The following is a 26,427-nucleotide window of genomic DNA, read 5'->3' on the forward strand; positions in this document are numbered from 1 at the left end:
AGGATTTAACCGAACGTTTCGACCAGCGCTTTCAGCCGCTGTGCACACGCATCAAACCCTTCACGTGGCATATTGGTCACACTCAGCACCAGCCCATAACGACGACGACCATCATCCTGATACCACACCGACAGCGGTGTTGGCGCCATGCCAAACGCCAGTGCTTCATGGGCGATACGCGCATCCTTGCATCCCTCAGGCAACGCAATGATCACCGCCAGTGCCGCACGCGCTGCCTGCGGGAACAACGGTTGCAGTGCCGCCAGCAGAGCCACCAGCCGTTCGTTGTACAGCCGCTTCATCCGGCGTAAGTGACGCATAAAGTGGCCTTCGTGCAAAAATTCCGCCACGGCGTTGTGCAGAACAAAAGATGAGGCGGGTGCCAGCAGCGCGGCCGTCTCAGCAAAATGCGCCGCCTGTGAGGCCGGGACCACCAGATAGCCCAGGCGCAGCGACGGGCTGAGGTTTTTACTGAAGGTGCCAATATGCAGTACGCGCCCACCATCCAGCGCCGGGGCCGCCCGCCCCTCCAGCTGCAACTCACCGAGATAGTCATCCTCTATAATCCAGCTTGCCTGGCGTTCCGCCCACGCCAGCAGCGCCGCGCGCCGTTCCAGCGACAGAGTCATACCTAACGGAGCCTGCTGACCGGGAGTGACCAGCACCGCAGCGGCCTCTGCCGCCAGCCGAACGCCCTCCGCCACGCACAACCCTTGCTCATCCACCGCAACGGGAATGGCGTCGACGCCTGCCAGCGTTAGCGCCTTACGGGCCAGCAGGTAACCGGGATCTTCTGTCCATACCGACTTGCCACGCAACCCCAGCGCCAGGCAGATCAGCCCCAGCGCCCCGGCATAACCATGAGTGATGATCACCTGGGAAGCCTGGCAACGAATGCCACGTGCCATTGACAGGTAGCTGACCAGCTGTTCCCGCAGTGCCTGGCTGCCACGCGGATCGGAATAGCCGATGGGTTTACTGACCATTTCCCTGGCGTGACGCGTGAGAATGCGCGACCAGACCTTGGCCGGAAAGGCATCGTTGGCAGGCACACCTAACTGAAACGTCAGCGGTGGTCGGTCAAAAGCATGGATAACGGTCGCCAGTGGTGCCATCACCGCCGTATCCGGCGGTAGGTTGTCAGCGGGGGAGCGCTGAACCTCGCTCACCCAGGTGCCTGCCGACCCTTTTGCCACCAGCCGCTGACTGTCGACCAGCATGTCATACGCGGAGCGGACCGTCCCTCTTGCCACGCCAAGCTGTGCGGCCAGATCGCGACAGGAAGGCACGCGCGATCCGGGCTTCAGACGCCCTTCATCAATCGCCTGCGTCATCCCCTCGCGGATCTGCTCACTCAGCGAGTGGCCCGTGTCACGCCGCAGCAGAATATCGGGAACGGATGGACCATTGTTTTTGTGAATTCCTGGCACTTTTAGACGCCCATAAAACAGATGAGAATAGCGCCCTACCCCTGATAAAAGGACAAGGCAATGAGCGAACGTATCGACTTCTACACGGCTTCACCCGCAGGTATGAAAGCGCTGGCAGGTGTCTCTGCCTATGTCGCAAAGAGTGGTTTGCCACACGATATTATTGAGCTGGCCTTCCTGCGCGTCTCTGAGATCAACGGCTGTGCTTACTGTATCGACATGCACACCAAAGCGTTACATAAAGCAGGCCTGCCGTGGGACAAAATTGTGCTCACCAAAGTCTGGCGTGAAGCAGGTAGCTGGTTCTCCAGCCGGGAGCAGGCGGCACTGGCCTGGGCAGAATCACTGACGCTGATTGCACAGACTCATGCGCCGGACGAGGTTTTTGCTCAGGTGCAAGCAGAATTTAGTGACAAAGAGATCGCTGACCTCACGATCACCATTGGTTTAATGAATGCCTACAACCGACTGGCTATCGCCCTGCGCAAATTACCGGACAGCGCTCCCCGACTCTAACTCTATTCTGTTCAATTAGTTACCCATTATTATCCTGTAGGATCTCCTTCATCATCGCGGGCCGTTCAACGGCCCGTATCAATATTGCTTATTTTTTAACGTTCATCATTCTCATTTTTAATCTTTAAACACTTTTTTAATTACCCCGTAACAATGCTATATTTTTGACGCTTTTGAACAGTGATTAAACACATTCAGTTCGTGTGGGCTTTCGCTGTCAGAAATCCAAAAGGGCGAAGCAGTCAGACGGGCTCCAGAAGACCTGCCACTGCTTCTCTACTTAACATGTTGATTTCCCTCAACACGGAGATGTCGTCTCATGCGCAAAATGGCAGTAGAGAAGCACGTCGATGTATTACTGATCGGGGGTGGCGTAATGAGCGCCACACTCGGTACCTACCTGCAAGAGCTGGAGCCAGAATGGCGCATCGGCATGGTAGAGCGTCTGGATGGTGTAGCGGAAGAGAGCTCAAACGGCTGGAATAATGCCGGGACCGGCCATTCCGCCCTGATGGAGCTGAACTACACCCCAGAGAACGCAGACGGTTCTGTCGATATCAAAAAAGCGGTGGAAATTAACGAAGCCTTCCAGGTTTCCCGCCGCTTCTGGGCACATCAGGTGCAGCGTAATGTTCTGCGCGATCCGCGCAGCTTTGTCACCAGCGTCTCGCATATGAGTTTCGTTTGGGGCAAAGAAAACGTCGATTTTCTGAAGAAGCGTTTTACCGCCCTGCAACAGAGCACCCTGTTCCGCGGAATGGAGTTCTCTGAAGACCCGGAACAGATCAAAGAGTGGGTGCCACTGGTGATGGAAGGTCGTGACAGCGCGCAGAAAGTCGCGGCGACCCGTATTCCTACCGGAACCGATGTGAATTTCGGTGAAATAACCCGCCAGCTGGTGGCATCGTTACAGCAGAGCAAAAACTTTGAACGCCAGACCAGCCACGAAGTGCGTGCGATTAAACGCAATGACGATGGCACCTGGAGCATCACCGTATCCGACCTGAAAAACAACGATGAGAAAACAATCATCAGGGCGAAATACGTGTTTATCGGTGCCGGTGGCGCAGCGCTGACGCTGCTGCAGGAATCCGGTATTCCGGAAGCGAAAAACTATGCCGGCTTCCCGGTCGGTGGTGAGTTCCTCGTGACCGATAACCCGGACGTGGTGAAGCGTCATCAGTCTAAGGTGTATGGCAAAGCCTCGGTGGGCGCACCGCCGATGTCCGTACCGCATCTTGACTCGCGCACGCTGGATGGCAAGCAGGTCCTGTTGTTCGGGCCGTTCGCCACCTTCTCCACCAAGTTCCTGAAGCAGGGTTCACTGTGGGATATGTTCGGTTCCATTACGCCATCTAACCTGATGCCGATGGTACGCGTTGGCCTGGATAATTTTGACCTGGTGAAGTATCTGGTGGGCCAGGTGATGCTGAACGAAGATGACCGCATCAACGCCGTGCGCGAATACTTCCCGGACGCCCAAAAAGCCGACTGGCGCCTGGTGAAAGCGGGTCAGCGCGTGCAGATTATTCAGAAGGATGCCGCGAAAGGCGGTGTACTGAAGCTGGGCACCGAAGTGGTGACCTCGCAGGATGGCACCATTTCGGCACTGCTTGGTGCGTCTCCGGGCGCGTCTACGGCAGCACCGATCATGCTGGATCTGATGAGCAAAGTGTTCAGAGAGCAGATGGTGACGCCGGACTGGCAGAATAAGCTGAAAGCCATTATTCCGTTCTACGGCCAGAAACTGAACGGCAACGTGGCGGCCACTGAACGCGAACTGGCCGAAACCAGCCGTATTCTGCAACTGGATTACGCACCAATGAACCCGGCAGCGAATGACGAACCCGTCGTTGTGGTGGATTCAGTGGTGGGCAAGTAGCCGGTGTAACGGGCGCGGCATGCCACGCCCCTACATCGTTTTACGGTTCGTTGTAGGGGTAGACCCAGCGCCCCTGCACGTTCTTTTGTAGGGGTCAGGCATGCCTGACCCAACGCCCCTGCGCTTACGCCAGTTGAAAAGCCTCCACCAGCATCCACACCGTGGTCACCAGCAATGACAGCGCCATCAGGCTGTTAAACAGCTGGAGTTTCCACGCCACCTGCAAATGTTTTCCCAGTCGATCGCCCATCATCGCCCAGACCAGAATGCACGGCAGGTTCAGCGCCATAAAGCTCAGCATCACCGTCAGAATCGTACTGTTCACGGTGTACATCAGCGCCACGTTAATCGCCATCAGCCAGGCTTTAGGATTCACGGCCTGGAACAACGCCCCGCCGACAAACGTCATGGGTCGCGCTTTCTCACGCAGCTCTGGCGCACCAGAACGGAAAATCTTCCACGACAGCCACAGAAGATAGGTGCAACCGAGCAGGGTCAACGGCAGACGTATCGCGCCCATCCATTGCAGTAACACCTCAAGCATCGCCCCCGCCAGCGCCGTCTGTAATCCACAGCCGATCAGAATGCCGCTGACCATCGGCAGTGTACGGCGTATGCCAAAGTTCACGCCAGATGTGGCCAGCATCAGATTGTTCGGGCCTGGGGTGATCGACATCACGGTCACGTAGCTGATAAAAGAGGGATCAAGCATGATTTCTGTCCTGCATTCCAAGTGAGAGCATCAGTGTAATCAGCCGCCAGCAATGGTAACAGATGCAGAAACCCGCTATTGTTATGCGTACAATATCCCAAAAGTTATCACTGTACCCACAGGTTGAGGAGCACATTGTGTCCATCGTTGAACCGCCGATCACGTTGTACCATCAGCTGGCTGAAACGCTGGCGGAGGCAATCCATCAGGGCACTTTTATGCCCGGTAGCCGCCTGCCCGCCATTCGCCGCTGTGCCAGCAACCATCAGGTCAGCGTCAACACCGTGCTCACCGCTTATGGCATCCTGGAAGATCGCGGGCTGATCGAAGCCCGACCCCAATCGGGGTACTACGTACGCGATACGCTGCCTTCGCTGACCCGTCCGTCTTTTCAGCGCACCAGCGTGCGTTCCCCCAGCAGCGAAAAGCTCGATCTGATTGATGCCGTGTTCGCCGCCCAGAACCACAGCGACTACACCAACATCTCGCTGGCCTGCCCCCAGAGCGGGGATTTTTTCCCAACCGGGAAAATCAGCCGCATTATTGCCTCGCTCCTGCGCAGGGAACCCGAGCTGATTGGCCGCTATGCGTTGCCCCCCGGTAGCCTGCGCCTGCGCCGTGAAATCGCCCGCCGCTCAATGGAGTTAGGCATCACCCTGAGCGCCGAAGACATCACCCTGACGCATGGCTGTATGGAAGCGTTACAGCTCGGGCTGCGCGCCGTCACCCAGCCTGGCGACTGCGTGGGCGTGGAAACCCCCACCTATTTCTATCTGTTCCCGCTGCTGGCCAGCCTCGGTCTGAAAGTGGTGGAGATCCCAACGGACCCACAGTACGGATTGTCGCTGGATGCGCTGGAGCTGCTGCTACAGGAGAAACGTATCCAGGCACTGATCGCCATGCCGAATGCGCAGAACCCGCTGGGGAGCAGCATGACGCTGGAAGGTAAAAAGCGGCTGGCGCGGCTGGTCAATCACTATCAGGTGCCGCTGATGGAAGACGGGCTGTACGCTGAACTGCAATTCTGCTGGCCGCTGACGCCCGCGGTAAAAGCCTTCGATGACGGCGGCTGGGTGATGTACTGTGCCAGTTTTACCAAAACGGTCGCCCCCGACTTCCATCTTGGCTGGATAGCCGCCGGGCGTTTCAGCCAGCAGCTGGCCAGGTTGAAAGCCGTCTCTTCGCTGGCAGAGTCTCGCCTGCTGTCGGAAGCGCTGGGGCATTTTCTCGAGTCAGGCGGCTACGACCATCATCTGCGCTCACTGCGCCGTCGTTACGCCGCACAGCTGGAAGAAGCCCGCGGTATTATTGCCCGCCATTTCCCGCAGGGAACGCGTGCCACGCGCCCCAGCGGCGGCTTTGTCTTCTGGGTGGAGCTGCCGGGTAACGTTGACAGTGTGGAACTGTTCCATCGTTTGTTGCAGGAGAAGATTTGCCTGACACCCGGTGCGCTCTATACGCTTTCCGAACGCTGCAACAATGCCCTGCGCCTCTCCTGCTGTTATCCCTTTGACGAGCGCTATACCTGGGCGCTGAAACGCACAGGCGCGCTGGCCTGTGAAATGAGTGGGATTGCGGCGGGGATGTGACGGCAGGTTATGGCGCAACGGCGGGTCGATCGGAAAAGATGATCGACCCCTACGCGGCTTTAACACGCTCAGCGAGCACATACGGGTTATGGCGTGCCGTTGCGGCCCCAGGTGGCGTAACCCTTACGCGCAGTCAGGCGCTCATAATAGGCACGCACAGCAGGCAGTTCGATGTGGTCCAGCGGTGTTTCATACCAACGGTTCACCGACAGGCCAATCGGAATATCCGCCAGCGAAAATGACTGCCCGGCAACATACGCCCCCGTGCGCTCCAGCTGCTGGTTGAGAATACCCATCGTGTAAGCCCAGCCCTTTGATGCGGCGGCCAGCAGACGCGGGTCCTGATGTGCCGGAGAGTGACGTACCAGTGACATAAACGCATAGCGCCAGGAGGTATTCAGTTCCGTCGCCTGCCAGTCAATCCATTGATCGACGCGGGCACGATCCTGTGGTGCGGTGGGATACAGCGCTTCGCCACTGTAAGCGTTAGCCAGATAGCGAATGATGGTGTTCGACTCCCACAGAATAAACTCACCGTCCTGAATCACCGGGATCAGTCCATTCGGATTCATCGCCTTAAATTCCGCCTCCTGCGGTGATTTAAAGCCATCGCCCCACTCTTCACGGTGAAAATCGATCTCCAGCTCATCGCACAGCCAAAGCACTTTTCTGACATTGATTGATGAGGCACGTCCCAGAATTTTCAGCATAAAATCATCACTTTTTTAACCACTGTGGCTTATTAATACCCATAATAGCCGGTACTGACAACCGCCAGGCGGATCATCACCCGATGGAACCTTCACACTAACAGGAAGAGCTATGACGCAATTACGTCCTTTTAAACAGGTCGATGTATTTACTTCCACTCCGTACAACGGTAATCCGCTCGCGGTGATTATGGATGCCAGCGGGCTGAGCGATGAGCAAATGCAGTCAATCGCCCGCTGGACCAACCTGTCAGAAACCACGTTCGTCCTCCCGCCTGTTGATCCCGCTGCCGATTATCGGGTGCGTATTTTTACCCCGGATACCGAGTTCCCGTTTGCAGGCCATCCGACGCTTGGCACCGCACACGCACTGCTGGAGGCGGGTATAACACTGCAACATCCAGGTCAGATTGTGCAGGAGTGTGGGCTGGGTCTGGTGCGGGTAAACATCAGCAGCGACGGCGCGCTGGCCTTTGCGGCCCCCGAAGCGATCCTCACCCCTTTCAACGATGCGTCGATCAGCAGGGCGCTCAACAGCGACCAGCTGGAAACACAGCTGCCCGTGATGGTTGCCGATATGGGGATCCGCTGGCTGCTGGTGCCAATGACATCAGCCGAAGCGGTGCTGGCGCTAAAACCGGATGTCGTGGAGTTTTCCCGTCTGCAGCAGAAAGCCGAGGTCGATGGCGTGATGCCATTTGGTCCCTTGCCCGGCGGACAAGAGCAATACGAAGTGCGCGGCCTGCTGATTGAGCAGGGCTTGCTAACTGAAGACCCGGTCACCGGCAGCGCGAACGCCTGCCTGGCACGTTACTTCCAGGCTCGCGGTGTGGAGCTGGACTATCGTGTACGCCAGGGAACCGCGATGCAGCGGGCCGGACGCCTCAGCGTGCGCTATGCGGCTGACGGCATCTGGATTGGCGGCCAGGCCGTTACGGTGATTGATGGCACCATCGCGGTAGAGTAGATATCGCGTAGAGGCGGACCCTCTTTTTCGGTCCGCCTGCCCCGGCATTACAGGAACATTCCGCCCGATGCCTCGATGCGCTGGCCGTTCACCCAGCGGCACTCTTCGCTGAACAACGCGGCAACCGCATGACCGATATCATCAGGCAGCCCAACACGTCCCAGCGCGGTCTGTGATGCCACAAACGCATTCATTGCCGCATCATCACGGACCTTTCCGCCACCGAAGTCAGTTTCAATCGCTCCGGGTGCCAGAATATTCACCGCAATACCGCGCGCACCCAGCTCCCTGGCCTGATAACGCGTCAGCACCTCCATCGCTCCTTTCACCGCCGCATAAGCGCTGGAACCCGGCAGGCTGAAACGCGCCAGACCGCTGGAGACATTCAGAATGCGTCCACCGTCAGCCATTAGCGGCAGCAGAATCTGCGTCAGGAAGAACGGCCCCTTAAAATGGACATTCACCAGATGATCAAATTGCGCTTCCGTGGTGTCGGTAAAAGGGACATATAAACCCGTTCCCGCATTGTTTAATAAATAATCAAAGGTTTCACGCTGCCAAACCGTTTTGAGCTGTTGAGCCACTTCTGCGGCAAAGGCGCTAAAGCTCTGGCTGTCCGCCACATCCAGCGGAAGTGCCACCGCACGGGCCCCGAGCGCCTGAATGCGCGCCACAACGGCTTCCGCTTCCTGCTGCTGGCTGCGGTACGTCAAAATCACATCAACGCCCTTTGCGGCGAGTTTCAGGGCTGCATTCTGGCCTAAACCACGGCTTCCGCCGGTAATCAGTGCTATTTTCTGACTCATTTTTTCTCCAGGGAGTGGGCTGTGGACAAAAAAGATGATATTACCTGCCAGCTGATCTATAAATGTCGTCATATACGCTTCACTGTTCCATTAAAAACAACAATGAGTTCAGCAATGGATAAAATTCACGCAATGCAGGTGTTTGTCAGAGTGGCGGAAATGCAGAGTTTTACCAAAGCAGCGGAGAGCCTGGGCCTGCCAAAGGGCAGCCTGTCGCGTCAGATCCTGGCGCTGGAAAACAGTCTCGGCTCCCGTTTGCTACATCGCACCACACGCCGGGTACAACTGACTCAGGACGGGCAGGTTTACTTCGAGCGCTGCCGTGATGTGCTGGCCACGCTGGATGAGATGGATTCGCTGTTTCAGCACGACCCGGCGACCCTGAGCGGACGGCTGCGCGTCGATATGCCGGTGAGCCTTGCCAGTAACTACCTGATCCCGCTGCTGCCGGACTTTTTACAACATTATCCGGGGATTGAGCTGGAACTGAGCAGCAGCGACCGGCGAGTGGATGTGATCCGCGAGGGTTTCGACTGCGTGGTACGCGTTGGCGTGCTGGAGGATTCCGGGCTGATTGCGCGTCAGCTCGGCCATCTGCCGTTGATCAACTGTGCCAGCCCGGGCTATCTGGCGCGCTTTGGCACGCCGAATACGCTGGAAGCCCTCTCCCAGCATGCGATGGTACATTACAGCCAGCATCTGGGGAGCCAGCCCGATGGGTTTGAATATCACGACGGGAAAACGACCCGACTGATTAAGACCGGCGGCGTGATGACCGTGAACAGTACCGAGACTTACCGCGCCGCATGTATTGCCGGGCTGGGGATTATCCAGGTCCCACGGGCGGGGGTATTACAGGCATTGAAAGAGAAAAAACTGGTCGAAATCCTGCCACAGTTCCCGGCACGCGCCATGCCCGTTTCCCTGCTCTATCCCCACCGCCGTAATCTGGCGCGCAGAGTACGGGTGTTTATTGAATGGCTTAGTCAGGCCCTCACCCACTACGTCACCTGACCAGCAGGCTATAATGAGCAGCAGTCTTACCGTTAAATCAGGATAAAGAAGGATTCATGGCAGAAAACCCACAACGTACGACCCAACCTGAAGAGCAGCCCGCAGAGAAACCGCTTATCAGCCTGAAAACCGGCAATCACAGGATAGATAAATCCCTGACGCGGGTATCGCGACTGATTGAATGGTTCCGTGCTATCCCGGCGGTGGCGCATTTTATCCGCGCCGGTGAGCGCTTTAACGATCGTCTCGGCAGCCAGTTTGGCGCAGCCATCACCTACTTCTCGTTTCTCTCTCTGATCCCGATCCTGATGGTCTCTTTCGCTGGCGTCGGTTTTGTGCTGGCCTCCAATCCTGATCTGCTCGCCAGGTTGATCAATACGATTGTCAGCAATATCAGCGATCCCTCGCTGGCAGCCACGTTAAAAAGTACAGTGAATACCGCCATTCAACAACGTACCACCGTCGGCCTGACGGGCCTGCTGGTGGCACTTTATTCCGGGATTAGCTGGATGGGAAATCTGCGCGAAGCGATACGCGCCCAGTCACGCGATGTCTGGGAACGCACACCGCATGATCAAGAAAAAATATGGTTTAAATATTCGCGCGACTTTGTCTCACTGACCGGTCTGGTGCTGGCACTGATTATCACCCTGTCACTGACATCCATTGCCGGTGCGGCACAGGCGGCGATCGTACGTGCCCTGGGACTGGAGGGAATTGAATGGCTGCGACCGGCAATGACGTTGATCGCCCTGTCGATTTCAATTTTCGCTAACTATTTGCTGTTTCTGTGGATTTTTTGGATCCTGCCGCGCCATAAGCCGCGCAAGAAAGCCCTGTTTCGTGGCACATTGCTGGCAGCGATGGGGTTTGAAGTGATTAAATTTATTATGACCCTGACGCTACCAAAGCTGGCATCTTCGCCATCCGGTGCAGCCTTCGGATCGGTGTTGGGGCTGATGGCATTCTTCTACTTCTTTGCCCGCCTGACGCTGTTCTGCGCCGCATGGATTGCCACTGCCCGTTATAAAAATGACCCGGAACCGATACAAAAAAACGAAACCGCATAATACCAAAAGGGGCCGGTTTCCCGGCCCCCTTCAAAATGCACTTCCCGCGGTTGAATTCAATAATGCGCAGCGATGGTCCTGTAATTCTTCAGCAGAGGCGCGATTGAGCAGCAATAGATTGCGCTTCACCACCATTAACACCCGCCTGCCGTCGCTCAATGCGGCAATGGCAATACCGTAACTGCCCATACTGTCACGTGCACCTGGCAACTCATTTGCTATCCGAATAAACGGGCTGGTGCGTTTAAACTCATCACGACTGATCACTCTGACCTGATACTCATGGCTGCCCAGGCGCTGGCTTTGCCATTTATCATTCAGCCGGGTACTGAGCGCATCCAACTGCTGACGAATATCCGGGCGCAGGCAAGAAATATGAACGTGTAACTGATTTTGGGTACGCCCCCAGCGCGAATTAACCGCCAGCGAAAAGATCCGGTCATCAATAACCGCACCGCGTTTCTCTTCCATAAAATGACGTGCACGCCAGGCTTCCGCCAGATAATTAGGCGTGGAAGGATTAAGCAAGTTCTGGCTCTCCACTCCCGTTATTTTCGCAACCGGCATCAGCAAAAATTGCAGCGCACCGTTTCTGTCTTTTAATACCACATACCCGTCCTGAATATTGACCAGACGGCAGGGGGACGGATCGTTTTTTTGCTCCTGACCTGGTACACATTGCTGACTAACTATTTTCCATAACTGGTCAGAATTATTTAGATAATTCAATACAATATAAGCAAAACCGACGGTTACCAACACCACCATAGTGACCAGTGTGATAACAACCCGCCTTCGTTCCAGCATCTTTTCCAAACCTCTACCAAATAGTTGTTCACAATGTAGTCTAAGCCGCGTGAAATATCATGCGAAATTATCACTTTGTGGTACTTTTTTGGAAACCAGGTTACCTGATAAATACTTAAATCAAATAACAAAAAAAGGGCCGAAAAATGTCGGCCCTTCGAAACAATTGAGGATAAAACGAATTATCGCTTCATGACCTGATCGTAAGTCCCCCCTTCAGCGAAGTGGGTTTTCTGCGCCTGTGCCCAGCCACCGAACTTATTGTCGATAGTAAACAGTTTCACTGGCTGGAAGGTGCTGGCATATTTCTTCGCTACCGCAGCATCACGCGGGCGGTAGAAATTCTGCGCGGCAATTTCCTGCCCTTCGGTCGAATACAGGTACTTCAGATATTCATCGGCGACTTTGCGGGTATCACGCTCGTCCACCACTTTGTCGACGACAGAAACGGTCGGTTCTGCAAGGATAGATTCGCTTGGGGTGATGATATCGAACTGGTCTTTGCCCAGCTTGTTCACCGCCAGATAGGCTTCGTTTTCCCATGCAATCAGCACATCGCCAATGCCACGCTCAACGAAAGTATTGGTGGCACCGCGTGCGCCGGAATCCTGCACTTCAACGTTTTTGAACAGGGCTTTCACGTATTCCTGTGCTTTAGCCTGGTCGCCTTTATTCTGATCCAGTGCCCAGCCCCAGGCCGCCAGATAGTTCCAGCGCGCACCGCCAGAGGTTTTCGGGTTCGGGGTGATAACCGACACGCCAGGTTTGGTTAAATCCTGCCAGTCATGAATTTGTTTCGGGTTGCCTTTGCGTACGAGGAACACGATGGTGGACGTATAAGGAGCGGAATTATCTGGCAGGCGTTTGATCCAGTTTTTATCAATACGGCCGCGCTCGGCAATCGCATCAACGTCAGAGGCCAGCGCCAGCGTCACCACATCGGCTTTAATGCCGTTGATAACCGACGTCGCCTGCTTGCCTGAACCACCGTGTGACTGGCGGATCACGACATTATCACCGGTTTCCTGTTTGTAATGCGCGCTGAACGCTTTGTTGTACTGTTCGTACAGCTCACGCGTTGGGTCATAAGACACGTTCAACAGCTGGATATCCTTCGCCAGCACGCTGGTTGAGGCCAGTAACAGGGTAATTCCTACACTCCACTTCTTCATTCTACGCACTCCCAAAGGTTTATCTGATAATGAGCGTGACACAAAGTGTTGAGTGAATTAAAGAATTAAAAATTAGCTGTAATAACCATATGGAATAACACTTTGCATAATAAAGGCGCTGACCAGCAGCGCCTTGTTTTTTATCAGTAAAGTTTTTTGGCCGTATCCAGCCAGTCGCCTTTAAACGGACGCTTCATGTTCTCAATCGCGTCGATGATGTCATGATGCACCATCTTCTCGTTTTGAATACCCACGCAGCGACCGCCGTAGCCCTGTAACAGCAGCTCTATGGAATAGGCGCCCATACGTGAGGCCAGAATACGGTCATAGGCTACCGGCGCACCACCGCGCTGAATGTGGCCCAGCACCGTAGCACGGGTTTCGCGTTTGGTTTCTTCTTCGATGTATTTTGCCAGATCGTCGATATCGCAGATGTGCTCAGTGATAGCCACGATGGCGTGTTTTTTACCTTTGGCGATGCCTGCTTTGATTTCGCTCACCAACTCTTCGCGAGTGTAAGGAATTTCTGGCAGTACGATGAACTCACAGCCACCAGCAATTGCTGCCGCCAGCGTCAGGTCACCGCAGTAACGGCCCATCACTTCCACGATAGAGATACGTTGATGTGACGATGAGGTGTCACGCAGGCGGTCAATCGCTTCAACGACGGTTTCCAGCGCAGTGAAATAGCCAATCGTGTAGTCCGTTCCCGCCACGTCGTTATCAATGGTGCCCGGCAGGCCAATACACGGGAAGCCCATCTCAGTCAGACGCTTGGCCCCCATGTAAGAACCGTCACCGCCGATCACGACCAGCGCATCAATACCGCGCTTTTTCATGTTTTCGATGGCAACAGTGCGCACATCGTCATTACGGAATTCAGGGAAACGCGCAGACCCGAGGAAGGTACCGCCGCGATTAATCATATCTGACACGCTGTAGCGGTCGAGATTGACCATGCGATCTTCATACAGGCCGAGGTAGCCGTCATAAATGCCACAAACTTCCAATCCTTCACTGAGTGCGGCGCGAACAACACCCCGGATCGCAGCATTCATACCTGGGGCGTCGCCGCCGCTTGTCAGTACACCGATTTTTTTGATCATGACAACCTCTGAACTTGATGATGCAAATGATGAATTCTGGACGCCGGAGCGGGATTAAAAACAGACTTACGTGATAACCGGCTCAATTATTGGCAATAGTATATCAAACCCTGCGAGCTGAATTGATTCAGGTCAGGCAACTTTCGGCTATTTTTTTTGCGGTGTATCACGTTTCAAGTAGTGTAAACGCTAACCATTTCATTTAAAAACGCTTTACAGCTCAAATTTGCCCTGCGGCCTGTCGGGCATCACAGAACAGGGGTCCTGATGAATAATCACATCGGAGCCAGGAAACTGATGCAGCAGCGCCTGTTCAACCTGCTCAGCTATCTGATGTGCCTGGTACAACGGAAGATGATCGTCCATTTCCAGATGCAGTTGAATGAAGCGCGTCGGCCCGGACTGGCGCGTACGGATATCATGCGCCCCCTGAACGCCGGGCCAGGCCGCAATGATATTGATAATCGCCTGATGCTCCTCAGCAGGAAGGGCACGGTCGAGCAGCGCCTGAACAGCCTCATAACCCATACGCAGGGCGCTGTACAAAATCCATACGCCAATCCCTAACGCAAACAGCGCATCGGCACGATGAAAACCGTACCAGCTCAGCGCCAGGGCCAGCAAGATAGCACCGTTCATCACAACATCAGATTCATAGTGCAGCATATCAGCACGGATGGCCTGACTGCGTGTACGGCGAACCACCCAACGCTGGAATGTCACCAGCACCAGCGTTGATGCCAGGGCAATCAAGGTGACGACAATGCCCACCAGCGGGGCTTTCATCGGTGCAGGGGACGCCAGGTGTTGTAAACCCGTGAGGAATAAAAATAGGGCAGAACCGGAAATAAACATACTCTGCGCCAGTGCCGCGAGGGACTCCGCTTTGCCGTGACCGAAGGTATGTTCAGCATCAGCCGGTTGCAGAGAGTAGCGCACCACCAGCAGGTTGGTCAGCGAAGCGGCAATATCCACCAGCGAATCCACCAACGCCGCCAGTATGCTCACTGACCCCGTATACCACCATGCAAAAATTTTGATCACTAGCAGCATCGAGGCCAGCGCCGTCGCTGCGAGGGCAGCGGCATTCACCAGCCGGGCGTAGTTTGCATTCATGGAGTGCCCCGTGACATCAGAGTGCTAAGTATACTGAGTTTTGGGCAAAAAAAACCCCGCCATCATGGCGGGGGAAGACAGGGATACGTCTATGGCAAGGAAAAACAGGGATACTATGTTACTGGGTACTGCCGGTACTGCTTGCTGCCTGCAGCGGTGAAGCCTGCTGCATATTCGTTAGCCTGCGCATTTCATCAAAGCGCTGCTGGTGTTTCTGTTCTAAAACGTCCTGCTGCTGAGGCGTTAACAGGTGATACATCTGGTTGCGAACCCGAGCCATCTCGATTTGGCGCGCGACCTCTGCCTGTGAAATTTTCTCCGCCTGAGCCTTGTAGGCCGCTTCATCAAATTTATCTGCAATAATCAGTTCGTGCAGTCGCTCTAAATCGTTAATACTTATAGGAGAACGATCGTGCCGTGCCTGCTGCATTAGATCCCGTAGCTGCTGACGCTGCTGTTCCGTGAGGTTGATGCCATCAAACATATGACTCTGCGGAAACTGCCTCAGTGTACGGTTTGCTCCGTCATCCTGATGCATCTCGTCAATCGTCGCGACGTTGTCGGCCCATGCGGCGGAGAGAGTGAGCATCAGCGCCGGAACCACAACGACGGCGGTCACTTTGCGCATCGTTTACTCCCAGGTTTGTTTCCGTATTTCGAATCAACGAGAATGAGTCTACGGTGCCTGCTGCAAACATGCGTCAGGGGGTGTAAAACTACGTAAAGTCATGGATTGAGCGCATTCGTTCACGGTATTTTGCCTGCGGAGGGCAATAAAAAATGAATAAGATCCTGTTGGTTGACGATGACCGCGAATTGACTTCGCTACTGAAAGAATTGCTTGAAATGGAAGGATTCAATGTCCTGGTTGCCGGTGACGGCGAACAGGCACTGGCGCTATTGGACAGCACTGTCGATCTCTTATTACTCGATGTGATGATGCCGAAGAAAAACGGTATCGATACCCTGAAAGAACTGCGTCAGCAGCACCAGACGCCGGTCATTATGTTAACCGCACGTGGTAGTGAACTGGACCGTGTACTGGGTCTGGAACTGGGTGCAGATGACTATCTGCCGAAACCGTTTAACGACCGCGAACTGGTAGCACGTATTCGTGCCATTCTGCGCCGTTCTAACTGGAGTGAACAGCAGCAGCAGCACGACAACAGCTCACCCACGCTGGAAGTGGATTTACTGCGCCTTAACCCAGGTCGTCAGGAAGCCAGTTTCGATGAGGTTACGCTGGATTTAACGGGAACCGAATTCACGTTGCTCTACCTGCTGGCGCAGCATTTGGGCCAGGTCGTATCACGTGAGCACCTCAGCCAGGAAGTACTCGGCAAGCGACTGACACCGTTTGACCGGGCGATTGATATGCATATCTCTAACCTGCGGCGCAAGCTGCCGGAGCGCAGAGATGGTCATCCGTGGTTTAAAACGCTGCGCGGCCGGGGATATCTGATGGTGTCTGCTACATGATATCCAGCCTGACCACCCGCATCTTTGCCATTTTTTGGCTGACTCTGGCACTGGTATTGATGCTGGTGTTAATGCTGCCCAAGCTCGATTCCCGTCAGATGACGCCGCTGCTGGATAATGAGCAGCGGCAGGGGATCATGATTGAGCAGCACGTTGAAGCGGAGCTGAGTCAGGATCCGCCCAATGACTTAATGTGGTGGCGCAGACTGTTCCGCGCCATCGATAAATGGGCGCCGCCCGGTCAACGCCTGCTGCTGGTCACCAGCGAAGGGCGTGTGATTGGTGCACAGCATAACGAAATGCAGGTGATCCGTAACTTTATCGGCCAGTCCGATAACTCCGATCATCCGCAGAAGAAAAAATATGGCCGACTGGAGATGGTTGGGCCATTTTCCATACGCGACGGGGAAGATAACTATCAGCTGTATCTGATCCGTCCGGCAGGCAGTTCGCAGCTCGATTTTATTAACCTGTTGTTTGACCGCCCGCTATTACTGCTGATTGTCACTATGCTGATCAGTTCACCACTGCTGTTGTGGCTGGCATGGAGCCTGGCAAAACCCGCGCGTAAGCTTAAACATGCTGCTGATGATGTTGCAGCAGGTAATCTGCGGCAGCGACCTGAACTGGAATCCGGGCCGCAGGAGTTTCTGGCCGCTGGTGCCAGTTTTAATCAGATGGTCAGTGCGCTGGAACGCATGATGAACTCTCAGCAGCGGCTACTTTCCGATATCTCTCACGAATTACGCACCCCGCTGACACGTCTGCAGCTGGCGACCGCATTGATGCGCCGTCGTCACGGTGAAGGCAAAGAGCTGGGACGTATTGAGATGGAGGCGCAGCGCCTGGATGGCATGATCAACGATCTACTGGTGTTATCACGTACTCAGCACACCAATGCGCTGGTCAGTGAAGCCATCAAGGCTAACCACTTGTGGTCAGATGTTCTGGAAGATGCACGCTTCGAAGCGGAACAGATGGGGAAAACACTGGAAGTGCCGTATCCACCGGGTCCGTGGCCGCTGTACGGGAATCCCAGCGCGCTCGAAAGTGCGTTAGAAAATATCGTTCGCAATGCGCTTCGCTATTCACACAGCAAAATTTCCGTCAGTTTTTCGGTGGATAAACAGGGCATCACCGTGCATGTGGATGATGATGGTCCGGGTGTCAGCCAGGAAGATCGCGAACAGATTTTCCGTCCGTTCTATCGTACTGATGAAGCACGCGATCGTGAATCCGGCGGCACAGGTTTGGGCCTGGCCATTGTCGATAATGCCATTCAGCAGCATCGCGGCTGGGTCAAGGCTGACGACAGCCCGCTGGGTGGATTACGTCTGACACTCTGGCTGCCGCTGTATACCACTCAGAGTGAATAATTTGCTATCCTTCGGCCCTCGTTCCTGAGGGCCGTAACATGCTAAATATCGTTTTATTTGAACCCGAAATTCCGCCGAACACCGGCAATATCATTCGTCTGTGCGCCAATACTGGCTTTAAACTGCACTTAATCGGTCCGCTCGGTTTCGCCTGGGATGATAAACGGCTGCGCCGCGCCGGGCTGGATTATCATGAATTCACCGCCGTTACCCATCACGAGAGCTATGCGGCATTTGCGGCCTCAGAAGCGCCACAGCGCATCTTTGCCCTGACGACTAAGGGAACACCTGCCCACAGCGCTGTCAGCTATCAGGCGGGGGATTATCTGCTGTTTGGCCCAGAAACACGTGGCTTGCCCGCGACCATTCTCGATGCTCTGCCAGCACAGCAAAAAATCCGCATCCCGATGATGCCGGACAGTCGCAGCATGAATCTCTCAAACGCAGTATCAGTGGTGGTGTACGAAGCGTGGCGACAAATGGATTACGCCGGGGCGCTGCTGAAGGAATAAGCCAGGCGAGGCGTGCCTCGCCCCTACGTTAATGCAGAATGTGATGATTGTACGTAGGGGTCGGGCATGCCCGACCCGCTATCAAATCCCGTCGCCGAATTCGAAGCCTGGCACCATGCCATTAAAATGCTGATCCATATCCATCGAGGGTTTATCACTGTTCGGTTTACCGACAATGCGTGCCGGCACGCCGGCGGCAGTGGTATGCGGTGGTACGGGCTGTAATACCACAGAACCCGCCCCAATTTTTGCACCACGCCCGACTTCAATATTGCCGAGGATCTTGGCTCCGGCACCGATCATCACCCCTTCGCGGATCTTAGGATGGCGATCACCACTGGTTTTGCCCGTACCGCCCAGGGTGACTGACTGCAGGATCGAGACATCATCTTCAATGACCGCCGTCTCACCGACGACGATCCCGGTGGCGTGGTCGAGCATGATGCCACGACCAATTTTCGCTGCCGGATGAATATCCACAGCAAAAGAAACTGAAACTTCGTTTTGCAGATAAACCGCCAGTGCACGACGACCCTGGTTCCATAACCAGTGACCAATACGATAAGCCTGCAGCGCATGGAACCCTTTCAGGTACAACAGTGGCGTCGAATACTTATCGATCGCCGGGTCGCGCTGACGTACCGCCTGAATGTCACAGGCAGCAGAGATGATCATCGAGGGATCCTGACGATAGGCATCCTGAATAACTTCACGGATGGCGATCGCCGGCATAATCGGATTTGCCAGCTTATTGGCCAGCATGTAACTCAGAGCACTGCCCAGATCGTCATGTTTGAGCAGAGTGGCGTGGTAAAAACTGGCCAGCATTGGTTCACAGTCAGCTAGCGCGCGCGCTTCCGTTTTAATGTTATCCCAGATCAGTTCAGGCTCTACACACGGCATGGCTCTCTCCCCATTAAAAATGGCGTCCGGTCAGACGCCACAGGCTACAACACGCTCAGTTCAGCTCCCGCTGTTTTCGTCCTTCCTTGTGCGTCCGAGCAGATTTAATGCGGCTTCGCGCGCATCTTTGCCGCAATAGAGCACCTGATAAATCTGCTCGGTAATCGGCATCTCCACGCCATAGCGCGCGGCCAGTGCCTTCACTTCTTTGGTATTGCGGAAACCTTCCACGACCTGGCCGATGGTTTGCTGGGCACCTTCAACATCAGCACCCTGCCCCAGCATCATGCCAAAACGACGGTTACGCGACTGGTTATCGGTACAGGTCAGCACCAGATCACCCAACCCGGCCATGCCCATAAAGGTGGTGGGATCGGCACCCAGCGCAGCACCCAGGCGGCTCATTTCAGCAAGGCCTCGGGTGATCAACGCGGTACGCGCATTGGCACCAAAGCCAATGCCATCCGACATGCCAGCACCGATAGCGATGACGTTTTTCACGGCTCCGCCCAGCTGCACGCCGATAAAATCAGGATTATTGTATACGCGGAAGCTTTTGCCACAGTGTAATAACTGCTGCAGGTCATCAGCAAACACAACGTCCGTTGCCGCCAGAGCAATCGCCGTCGGCAAACCCGCTGCCAGCTCTTTCGCGAAAGTCGGGCCGGAAATCACGGCTAGCGGGATGGTATCGCCCAGAATCTCACGGGCCACATCCTGCAGTAACCGCCCGGTTTCTTTCTCCAGACCTTTCGTCGCCCAGACCAGACGAGAATCCGCGCGCAGGTGTGGTTTGATCTGTTTGAGCACATCGCCAAACACATGGCTCGGCACCACCACCAAAAGATCGCGGCTGGCAGCTATCGCGGCTGCAAGATCAGTTTCGAGGCGAAGGGTATCCGGGAAGGGAACATCGGGAAGGAAAGCGGTATTACAACGGTCAGCCTGCAGCTGCGCCTGATGTTGGGGATTATGGCCCCACAACACCACGTCATGGCCGTTACGGGCCATCGTAATCGCCAAAGCGGTGCCGTACGAGCCGGCACCGATGACGCTCATGGATGCATGAGGGCTATCCATTAAGCATCCTGCTGAGGCGCTGCACCTTCTGACTGCTGCAGGTAGTTCATAAACAGCGCGTCAAAGTTAACCGGAGCCAGATTCAGCTGCGGGAAGGTGCCACGTGATACCAGGCTGGTGATGCACTCACGCGCATACGGGAACAGAATGTTCGGGCAGTAGGCACCCAGGCAATGAGCCATCTGGTTCCCTTCGATACCACCGATAGAGAAGATACCGGCCTGCTGTACTTCGCACAGGAACGCAGAGTCTTCACCAACGGTTGCAGTGACAGTCACGCGCAGCACGACTTCATACACATCGTCAGCCAGTTGGCTGGATGCAGTGTCCAGATCCAGTTTAACTTCCGGTTCCCATTCTTTCTGGAAAACCTGTGGTGCGTTTGGCGCTTCGAAAGAGATATCTTTGGTGTAGATACGTTGGATCTGGAAAGACATCTCGGTGTTGTTCTGTTCTGACATGGTACGTAATCCTATAGGTTAATAATCCGTTACTGTGCTGCAGCAATAGTCAGGCAATATGCGCCATAATGCGCAGCCTTTCCTTATTTTAACAACGGGCTAAGGCCGTCACGACTCTCAAGTGCAAAGAGGTCGTCGCAGCCGCCGATGTGCTGTGCACCAATAAAAATCTGTGGAACAGTGGTCCGGCCGCTACGTTTTATCATTTCTTCACGCAGGGAAGCATCCCCATCAATTGGGATTTCCTTAAAAGTCACCCCTTTCTGGTTCAGCAGTGCTTTCGCACGATGGCAGAAAGGACAGGTCGCTTTGGTGTAGATCTCAACGTTTGCCATGCCAGAACTCCTGTGTTTTATTTGCCGCGAACCAGCGGCAGGTTATCGCCACTCCAGCCGGACACGCCCTCTTTCAGCACGTAGACCCGCTCGAAGCCTGCTGCATTCAGCTTGTTTGCTGATTCAGATGCAGAAGTCCCTGTTGCACACACGACGATCACTGGCTGTGCTTTATGTTTTTCAAGCTCGCCGAAGCTGCCTTTTTTAATATCTGCAGCCAGCACATTCATCGCGTTAGAAATATGGCCCTTGCGGTAATCATCGCGTCCACGCACGTCCACTACCACAGCATCTTCTTTGTTCATTAAGCGGGTTGCTTCACCACGACTAATCACTTTTACTTTGGAGAACATGCCCTTAACGGTGGTCACGATCACCAGAACCAGCAAAACAACCCACGCCAGACCTAAAATTGTGTGATTGCCTGCAAACTGCATAATATCTTGCATGAGGGGTAACAACTCCCGAAAGGGTTAATAAGCTAAAAATAAGGCTTCTGAGTATACCTGCCAGGAGTGTCATGTACAGTCGAGAAGGCCTTCAGAGTTATGATTTCTGCGCCAGTTTACAAAAAAAGTTGCCTTAAGTGAAAACGGCTATCCTGTGATGACATTGCGGCGAAGTTAAGCGGTGAAATGTTGCGCAATGGCGATTTCCGGTGCGCTGCGTTCTCCGGTCGGTTCTGCCACTTTTGGGCAATTGCTGCCCTCGGGGAAAGGCCGGGATTGTTACTGACAGAAATAGAAAACCACTCAGAGATGGCTGGTAAGCTGCTGTTCATCGTGGAATAATCTACGGATATGAGGGAAAAAGCGACAGTGTTACATCCAAGGACCCCGCGTCATTCATCGGCCGTTGTTGCGCCGTTACGCGCAAGCTTGTCCGCCCTGACAGTCAGTGCGCTTTGCACCGGCGCATTATTGTTCTCTTTTTCCGCGCTGGCCGCCGAGGATAACAAATCACAACTGCAAACGATTCAACAGGATATTGCCGCTAAAGAGAAAAGCGTGCAGTTGCAGAAACAGCAGCGCAGCCAGTTGCTTGACCAGCTACAGAGCCAGGAAAAAATCATTGCGCAAGCCAGCCGTCAGCTGCGAGAAACGCAGGGCAGCCTGACCACGCTCAATAAAGATATCACCCGCCTCACCGCCTCCATTAGTCAACTTCAGCAACAGCAGAAGCAGCAGGAATCAATACTTGCGCAACAGCTTGATGCAGCATTTCGTCAGGGACAGCATAACGGACTCCAGCTTGTTCTGAGCGGTGAAGAGAGCCAACGCAGTGAACGTATGCTGGCCTATTTTGGTTATCTTAACGACGCCCGGCAAAAATCGATTGAAGCACTGAAACTGACTCGCAACGACTTGTCAGCGCAAAAAAGCAGTCTGGTCGATAAACAAGCTCAGCAAAAATCACTGTTAGGTCAGCAGCAAGGCCAGCAGCAAAAGCTGGAAGGTGCTCGCCAGGCGCGCAAGAAAACCCTGACAACGCTGGAATCTTCGTTGGAGAAAGATCAGGCACAGCTCGTTGAGTTACGTCAGAACGAAAGCCGCCTGCGCGACAAAATCGCCAAAGCCGAGCAGGAAGCCAAAGCCCGGGCAGAGCGTGAAGCCCGCGAGGCAGAGAAAGTCCGTCAGCGCGAAGCACAGGCGAAAAGTAAAGGCAGCACCTACAAACCGACCGACAGTGAACGCTCACTGATGTCGCGCACTGGCGGTCTTGGTCAGCCTGCAGGGCGGGCCGTTTGGCCGGTACGGGGCAATATTGAACACCGGTTTGGCGAACAGCTACAGGGTGAGCTGCGTTGGAAAGGACTGGTGATTAATGCGCCTGAAGGCACCGAAGTCAAAGCGATTGCCGATGGCCGTGTATTAATGGCTGACTGGCTTCAGGGCTACGGCCTTGTGGTCGTGGTTGAACACGGTAAAGGCGACATGAGTTTATATGGCTACAATCAGAGTGCGCTGGTCACCGTCGGGACTCAGGTGCGTGCAGGCCAGCCTATTGCGCTGGTCGGCACCAGTGGTGGCCGCGGTACACCTTCGCTCTATTTTGAAATCCGCCGTCAGGGACGAGCAGTCAATCCACAACCGTGGTTAGGAAAATAGTTTTGTTTCAACCTCGAAAACTCAGCGGCCTGCTGGTCGCACTGCTGTTATCCAGTCCGGTCTACGCCGGTAAGCTTTCGATTGTCATTGATGACTTTGGCTATCGGCCCGCTCAGGAAAACCAGGTATTGCAGATGCCTGCGGCTATTTCGGTAGCCGTGTTGCCCAATGCCCCACATGCACGCGAAATGGCCACTAAAGCCCACCAGCGTGGCCACGAGGTACTGATCCACCTGCCGATGGCACCGCTCAGTAAACAGCCGCTGGAAAAAGATACTCTCCGCCCGGATATGTCGGCTGAAGAGATCGCACGCATTATTCGTGACGCTGCTGCGGATGTCCCGTTTGCCGTCGGGCTTAACAACCATATGGGCAGTGCGATGACCTCAAGCCTGCCGGGTATGCAAAAAGTGATGCAGGTGCTCGATCACTATAATTTCTACTTCCTCGACAGCATGACCATCGGCAACAGTCAGTCAACCCGTGCTGCCGCCGGCACCAGCGTTAAAGTGATCAAACGCCGGGTGTTCCTGGACGATACCCAGAATGAAGCCGATATCCGTAAACAGTTTACCCGCGCGGTACGTCTGGCACAGCGCGATGGCTCAGCGATTGCTATTGGCCATCCTCATCCGGCAACCGTCAGGGTATTACAGCAGATGCTGCCCACTCTGCCCGCCGATATCACCCTGGTGCGCCCGAGCCAGCTACTCAACGAACCGCAGCGTGTAAACAATACGCCGCTGCCATCCGAGAATAAGCCTCAGCCGGTCAAGCCGCTTAATCCATTCCACCCTGAGGGTATTTGTCGTGTGAAAGTGGCGCCAGTGCCAGCAACGCGTGCCCTGGATGTCGTGAGCGAAAGCATCAGTAACAGCCCGCTATGGCAGGATTTGAAGAAAAAACTGTCGGTGAAGTTCAGCGAGTAAGCCTGGAATCTCATGCAGGGGCAGACCTTTTGTTAAGGTCTGCCCGCACTAAAAGAGTCACGACCAGCTCAGGATCACCTTCCCGGAGTGCCCGCTACGCATCTCATCAAATCCCTGCTGAAAGTCATCCACCGAATAGTGGTGGGTGATCACAGGCGTCAGATCCAGGCCAGACTGTAGCAAGGCGACCATTTTGTACCAGGTTTCAAACATCTCGCGACCATAGATCCCTTTGATAAACAGCCCCTTGAAAATGACCTGATTCCAGTCAATGGACATGGACGACGGCGGAATACCCAGCATGGCAATACGCCCACCGTGATTCATTACCTCCAGCATGGAACTGAACGCCAAAGGCACGCCGGACATTTCCAGACCGACATCAAATCCTTCCGTCATCCCCAGATCATTCATCACCTGCGGCAGGTTTTCCTCACTGACATTCACCGCCCGCGTCACGCCCATCTTACGCGCCAGTGCCAGACGGTACTCATTCACATCGGTGATCACCACATAGCGTGCTCCGACGTGACGACAGATAGCCGCAGCCATGATACCAATCGGACCAGCGCCGGTAATCAGCACATCCTCCCCGACCAGATCAAAAGAAAGTGCGGTATGCACCGCATTGCCGAAGGGGTCAAAAATAGCGGCCATATCGTCTGAGATATTATCAGGGATTTTGAACGCATTAACCGCCGGGATCACCAGATACTCGGCAAAACATCCCTGGCGATTCACCCCAACGCCAACGGCATTGCGACACAGATGCGTACGCCCGCCCCGGCAGTTACGGCAATGTCCGCAGGTAATGTGCCCCTCGCCTGAAACGCGATCGCCGATACTGAAACCCACCACTTCCTGGCCGATGGCCACCACTTCACCGACATACTCATGGCCGGTGATCATCGGTACCGGGATGGTTTTTTGCGACCACGCATCCCAGTTGTAAATATGCACATCGGTGCCACAGATTGCCGTTTTGCGGATCTTGATCAGCACATCGTTATGTCCAGGCTCCGGGACTGGCGCATCCTCGAGCATCCAGATGCCGGGCCGGGGATGGAGTTTTGCTAAGGCTTTCATCGTGTTTCCCTCTGAGGGATCACACCCAGTTCCCGGCCCACCCGGCAGAAAGCGGTGGCCGCCCGATCTAACTGATCCGGTGTATGAGCCGCCGAGATTTGCGTGCGAATGCGCGCCTGATCTTTAGGCACCACCGGATAACAAAAGCCCGTGACATAAATGCCTTCCTGCTGTAGCCGGGCGGCAAACGTCTGTGCCAGCCGTGCATCGCCCAGCATCACAGGAATAATCGCGTGGTCAGCCCCGGCCAGCGTGAAGCCTGCGGCACTCATTGCCGTACGAAAATAGCTGACGTTTTCCCACAACCGCTGACGCAACCCGTGCCCATCCGCCAGCATCGTCAGTACCTGTCGGGAAGCCGCCACAATGGCGGGCGCCAGTGAGTTGGAAAACAGATAAGGTCGTGAACGCTGTCGCAGCCACTCAACCACGCCTTTTTTCGCTGCGGTATACCCACCGGAAGCCCCGCCCAGCGCTTTGCCCAGCGTGCCGGTGATAATATCAACCCGCCCCATCACGCCACAGTGTTCATGGCTTCCTCGCCCCAGATGTCCAACAAACCCGACGGCATGAGAATCATCCACCATCACCAGCGCCTGATAACGGTCTGCCAGATCGCAAATACCTGCCAAGTTGGCGATCACCCCATCCATAGAAAACACACCATCGGTGGCGATCAGGATATGACGAGCACCGTCGGCCTGAGCCTGCTGTAAACAGGTTTCCAGTTCAGTCATATTGTTATTGGCATAGCGATAACGCCGGGCTTTACACAGACGAATGCCATCAATGATCGAAGCATGATTCAACGCATCGGAAATCACCGCATCTTCTGGTCCCAGCAGCGTCTCAAACAGGCCGCCGTTGGCATCAAAACAGGAAGAGTAGAGAATGGCATCTTCCATCCCGAGAAACTCTGCCAGCGCCCGCTCCAGCTGTCGATGGCTGTCCTGGGTGCCACAAATGAAGCGTACGGAGGCCATACCAAACCCGTGACTGTCCATACCTGCTTTTGCGGCAGCAATCAGAGCTGGGTGATTCGCCAACCCAAGATAATTATTGGAGCAAAAATTCAGCACTTCGCTGCCATCAGCCAGCACAATAGCAGACTGCTGCGCACTGACGATTTGCCGCTCCCGCTTAAACAACCCCTCACTTTCAGCGCTGATAAGTTGCTCATTAATCTGCTGATAGAATTTCTGATTCACCTTTATCCTCCCAGTTAGATTTCTTGCGCTACAGATAACTAAAAGTGAAGCAT

Annotated in this window: 27 protein-coding genes; 11 read left to right on the plus strand and 16 right to left on the minus strand. The window is 54.7% G+C overall.

The genetic code is table 11. From position 1 onward, the window contains the following. Window positions 1-5: 5 nt before the first annotated feature. A complete protein-coding gene (locus ACFL9S_RS13405) occupies window positions 6-1,430 on the minus strand; it encodes a PLP-dependent aminotransferase family protein (RefSeq protein ID WP_405262399.1) in 1,425 nt (474 codons plus the stop codon). A gap of 60 nt (window positions 1,431-1,490) precedes the next feature. Between ACFL9S_RS13405 and ACFL9S_RS13410 the strand changes: the two genes are divergently transcribed. Together ACFL9S_RS13410 and mqo are read left to right on the plus strand one after the other, a co-directional pair. Further along, window positions 1,491-1,946 carry a carboxymuconolactone decarboxylase family protein gene (locus ACFL9S_RS13410; RefSeq protein ID WP_405262400.1) on the plus strand — a complete coding sequence of 152 codons (456 nt, stop codon included), beginning with the start codon at window positions 1,491-1,493 and terminating at the stop codon, window positions 1,944-1,946. Between the two features lie 319 nt (window positions 1,947-2,265). Then, a complete protein-coding gene (gene mqo / locus ACFL9S_RS13415; RefSeq protein WP_405262401.1) occupies window positions 2,266-3,828 on the plus strand; it encodes a malate dehydrogenase (quinone) in 1,563 nt (520 codons plus the stop codon). A gap of 124 nt (window positions 3,829-3,952) precedes the next feature. On the opposite strand, the gene ACFL9S_RS13420 is transcribed toward mqo, so the two are convergent. Then, window positions 3,953-4,540, minus strand: coding sequence for a LysE family translocator (locus tag ACFL9S_RS13420; RefSeq protein ID WP_405262402.1), 588 nt, complete (start codon window positions 4,538-4,540; stop codon window positions 3,953-3,955). A gap of 137 nt (window positions 4,541-4,677) precedes the next feature. Between ACFL9S_RS13420 and ACFL9S_RS13425 the strand changes: the two genes are divergently transcribed. Beyond that, window positions 4,678-6,129 carry a PLP-dependent aminotransferase family protein gene (locus ACFL9S_RS13425; RefSeq protein ID WP_405262403.1) on the plus strand — a complete coding sequence of 484 codons (1,452 nt, stop codon included), beginning with the start codon at window positions 4,678-4,680 and terminating at the stop codon, window positions 6,127-6,129. Between the two features lie 86 nt (window positions 6,130-6,215). Here ACFL9S_RS13425 and ACFL9S_RS13430 read toward each other — a convergent pair whose 3' ends face one another. Then, window positions 6,216-6,839: a glutathione S-transferase family protein gene (locus tag ACFL9S_RS13430; protein ID WP_405262404.1), complete on the minus strand. Its 624-nt coding sequence runs from the start codon at window positions 6,837-6,839 to the stop codon at window positions 6,216-6,218. Between the two features lie 112 nt (window positions 6,840-6,951). Here ACFL9S_RS13430 and ACFL9S_RS13435 point away from each other — a divergent pair, with 112 nt between their 5' ends. Further along, complete coding sequence (locus ACFL9S_RS13435) at window positions 6,952-7,806, plus strand: PhzF family phenazine biosynthesis protein (protein WP_405262405.1); 855 nt, start codon at window positions 6,952-6,954, stop codon at window positions 7,804-7,806. A gap of 47 nt (window positions 7,807-7,853) precedes the next feature. On the opposite strand, the gene ACFL9S_RS13440 is transcribed toward ACFL9S_RS13435, so the two are convergent. After that, entirely contained in the window at window positions 7,854-8,612 is a 759-nt protein-coding gene (locus ACFL9S_RS13440; protein WP_405262406.1) for an SDR family NAD(P)-dependent oxidoreductase, read from the minus strand. A 114-nt stretch (window positions 8,613-8,726) separates the two neighbouring features. Here ACFL9S_RS13440 and ACFL9S_RS13445 point away from each other — a divergent pair, with 114 nt between their 5' ends. Together ACFL9S_RS13445 and yhjD are read left to right on the plus strand one after the other, a co-directional pair. Then, complete coding sequence (locus ACFL9S_RS13445) at window positions 8,727-9,626, plus strand: LysR substrate-binding domain-containing protein (protein WP_405262407.1); 900 nt, start codon at window positions 8,727-8,729, stop codon at window positions 9,624-9,626. A gap of 56 nt (window positions 9,627-9,682) precedes the next feature. After that, window positions 9,683-10,696, plus strand: a complete 1,014-nt coding sequence (gene yhjD / locus ACFL9S_RS13450; RefSeq protein WP_405262408.1) for an inner membrane protein YhjD — start codon at window positions 9,683-9,685, stop codon at window positions 10,694-10,696. Window positions 10,697-10,726: 30 nt separating this feature from the next. Here yhjD and ACFL9S_RS13455 read toward each other — a convergent pair whose 3' ends face one another. From ACFL9S_RS13455 to cpxP, 5 genes are all read right to left on the minus strand, one after another. Next, complete coding sequence (locus tag ACFL9S_RS13455) at window positions 10,727-11,503, minus strand: CDP-diacylglycerol diphosphatase (RefSeq protein ID WP_405262479.1); 777 nt, start codon at window positions 11,501-11,503, stop codon at window positions 10,727-10,729. 182 nt (window positions 11,504-11,685) lie between these two features. Then, complete coding sequence (locus tag ACFL9S_RS13460; RefSeq protein ID WP_405262409.1) at window positions 11,686-12,675, minus strand: sulfate ABC transporter substrate-binding protein; 990 nt, start codon at window positions 12,673-12,675, stop codon at window positions 11,686-11,688. A 143-nt stretch (window positions 12,676-12,818) separates the two neighbouring features. Beyond that, window positions 12,819-13,781 (minus strand): 6-phosphofructokinase, encoded by a 963-nt coding sequence (gene pfkA / locus ACFL9S_RS13465; RefSeq protein WP_062746860.1) that lies wholly within the window; start codon window positions 13,779-13,781, stop codon window positions 12,819-12,821. A 213-nt stretch (window positions 13,782-13,994) separates the two neighbouring features. Beyond that, entirely contained in the window at window positions 13,995-14,897 is a 903-nt protein-coding gene (fieF, locus tag ACFL9S_RS13470; RefSeq protein WP_405262410.1) for a CDF family cation-efflux transporter FieF, read from the minus strand. 118 nt (window positions 14,898-15,015) lie between these two features. Continuing rightward, a complete protein-coding gene (cpxP, locus tag ACFL9S_RS13475) occupies window positions 15,016-15,525 on the minus strand; it encodes a cell-envelope stress modulator CpxP (RefSeq protein WP_405262411.1) in 510 nt (169 codons plus the stop codon). A 152-nt stretch (window positions 15,526-15,677) separates the two neighbouring features. On the opposite strand from cpxP, the gene cpxR reads away from it, so the two are divergent. Genes cpxR through trmL form a run of 3 tightly spaced genes read left to right on the plus strand, consistent with a single transcriptional unit; the run spans window position 15,678 to window position 18,264 of the window. Then, window positions 15,678-16,376: an envelope stress response regulator transcription factor CpxR gene (cpxR, locus tag ACFL9S_RS13480; protein WP_133846420.1), complete on the plus strand. Its 699-nt coding sequence runs from the start codon at window positions 15,678-15,680 to the stop codon at window positions 16,374-16,376. Next, complete coding sequence (gene cpxA, locus ACFL9S_RS13485) at window positions 16,373-17,752, plus strand: envelope stress sensor histidine kinase CpxA (protein WP_405262412.1); 1,380 nt, start codon at window positions 16,373-16,375, stop codon at window positions 17,750-17,752. The genes cpxR and cpxA overlap by 4 nt, the downstream gene beginning before the upstream one ends. Window positions 17,753-17,790: 38 nt before the next feature. After that, window positions 17,791-18,264 (plus strand): tRNA (uridine(34)/cytosine(34)/5-carboxymethylaminomethyluridine(34)-2'-O)-methyltransferase TrmL, encoded by a 474-nt coding sequence (gene trmL / locus ACFL9S_RS13490; RefSeq protein WP_405262413.1) that lies wholly within the window; start codon window positions 17,791-17,793, stop codon window positions 18,262-18,264. An 81-nt stretch (window positions 18,265-18,345) separates the two neighbouring features. Here trmL and cysE read toward each other — a convergent pair whose 3' ends face one another. The 5 genes from cysE to ACFL9S_RS13515 form a co-directional block, all read right to left on the minus strand. Continuing rightward, entirely contained in the window at window positions 18,346-19,167 is an 822-nt protein-coding gene (gene cysE / locus ACFL9S_RS13495; protein ID WP_405262414.1) for a serine O-acetyltransferase, read from the minus strand. Between the two features lie 60 nt (window positions 19,168-19,227). Further along, window positions 19,228-20,247, minus strand: a complete 1,020-nt coding sequence (gene gpsA / locus ACFL9S_RS13500) for an NAD(P)H-dependent glycerol-3-phosphate dehydrogenase (RefSeq protein ID WP_405262415.1) — start codon at window positions 20,245-20,247, stop codon at window positions 19,228-19,230. Then, window positions 20,247-20,708 carry a protein-export chaperone SecB gene (secB, locus tag ACFL9S_RS13505; RefSeq protein WP_133846425.1) on the minus strand — a complete coding sequence of 154 codons (462 nt, stop codon included), beginning with the start codon at window positions 20,706-20,708 and terminating at the stop codon, window positions 20,247-20,249. The genes gpsA and secB overlap by 1 nt, the downstream gene beginning before the upstream one ends. A gap of 83 nt (window positions 20,709-20,791) precedes the next feature. Next, the gene (grxC, locus tag ACFL9S_RS13510; protein ID WP_405262416.1) at window positions 20,792-21,043 is read right to left on the minus strand and encodes a glutaredoxin 3; all 252 of its coding nucleotides are present in this window, start codon (window positions 21,041-21,043) and stop codon (window positions 20,792-20,794) included. Between the two features lie 17 nt (window positions 21,044-21,060). Beyond that, window positions 21,061-21,492, minus strand: a complete 432-nt coding sequence (locus ACFL9S_RS13515; protein WP_405262417.1) for a rhodanese-like domain-containing protein — start codon at window positions 21,490-21,492, stop codon at window positions 21,061-21,063. Window positions 21,493-21,843: 351 nt separating this feature from the next. On the opposite strand from ACFL9S_RS13515, the gene envC reads away from it, so the two are divergent. Further along, entirely contained in the window at window positions 21,844-23,151 is a 1,308-nt protein-coding gene (gene envC, locus ACFL9S_RS13520; RefSeq protein ID WP_405262418.1) for a murein hydrolase activator EnvC, read from the plus strand. Window positions 23,152-23,153: 2 nt separating this feature from the next. Continuing rightward, entirely contained in the window at window positions 23,154-24,080 is a 927-nt protein-coding gene (locus ACFL9S_RS13525) for a divergent polysaccharide deacetylase family protein (protein WP_405262419.1), read from the plus strand. A gap of 57 nt (window positions 24,081-24,137) precedes the next feature. Here ACFL9S_RS13525 and tdh read toward each other — a convergent pair whose 3' ends face one another. Together tdh and kbl are read right to left on the minus strand one after the other, a co-directional pair. Beyond that, window positions 24,138-25,166: an L-threonine 3-dehydrogenase gene (gene tdh / locus ACFL9S_RS13530; protein ID WP_405262420.1), complete on the minus strand. Its 1,029-nt coding sequence runs from the start codon at window positions 25,164-25,166 to the stop codon at window positions 24,138-24,140. Further along, window positions 25,163-26,374 carry a glycine C-acetyltransferase gene (kbl, locus tag ACFL9S_RS13535; RefSeq protein WP_405262421.1) on the minus strand — a complete coding sequence of 404 codons (1,212 nt, stop codon included), beginning with the start codon at window positions 26,372-26,374 and terminating at the stop codon, window positions 25,163-25,165. Before kbl ends, tdh begins: the two co-directional genes overlap by 4 nt. Window positions 26,375-26,427: the final 53 nt, after the last annotated feature.

Origin of the sequence: Erwinia sp. AnSW2-5 (genome assembly GCF_045107195.1) — a bacterium.
Lineage (GTDB): Bacteria > Pseudomonadota > Gammaproteobacteria > Enterobacterales > Enterobacteriaceae > Erwinia.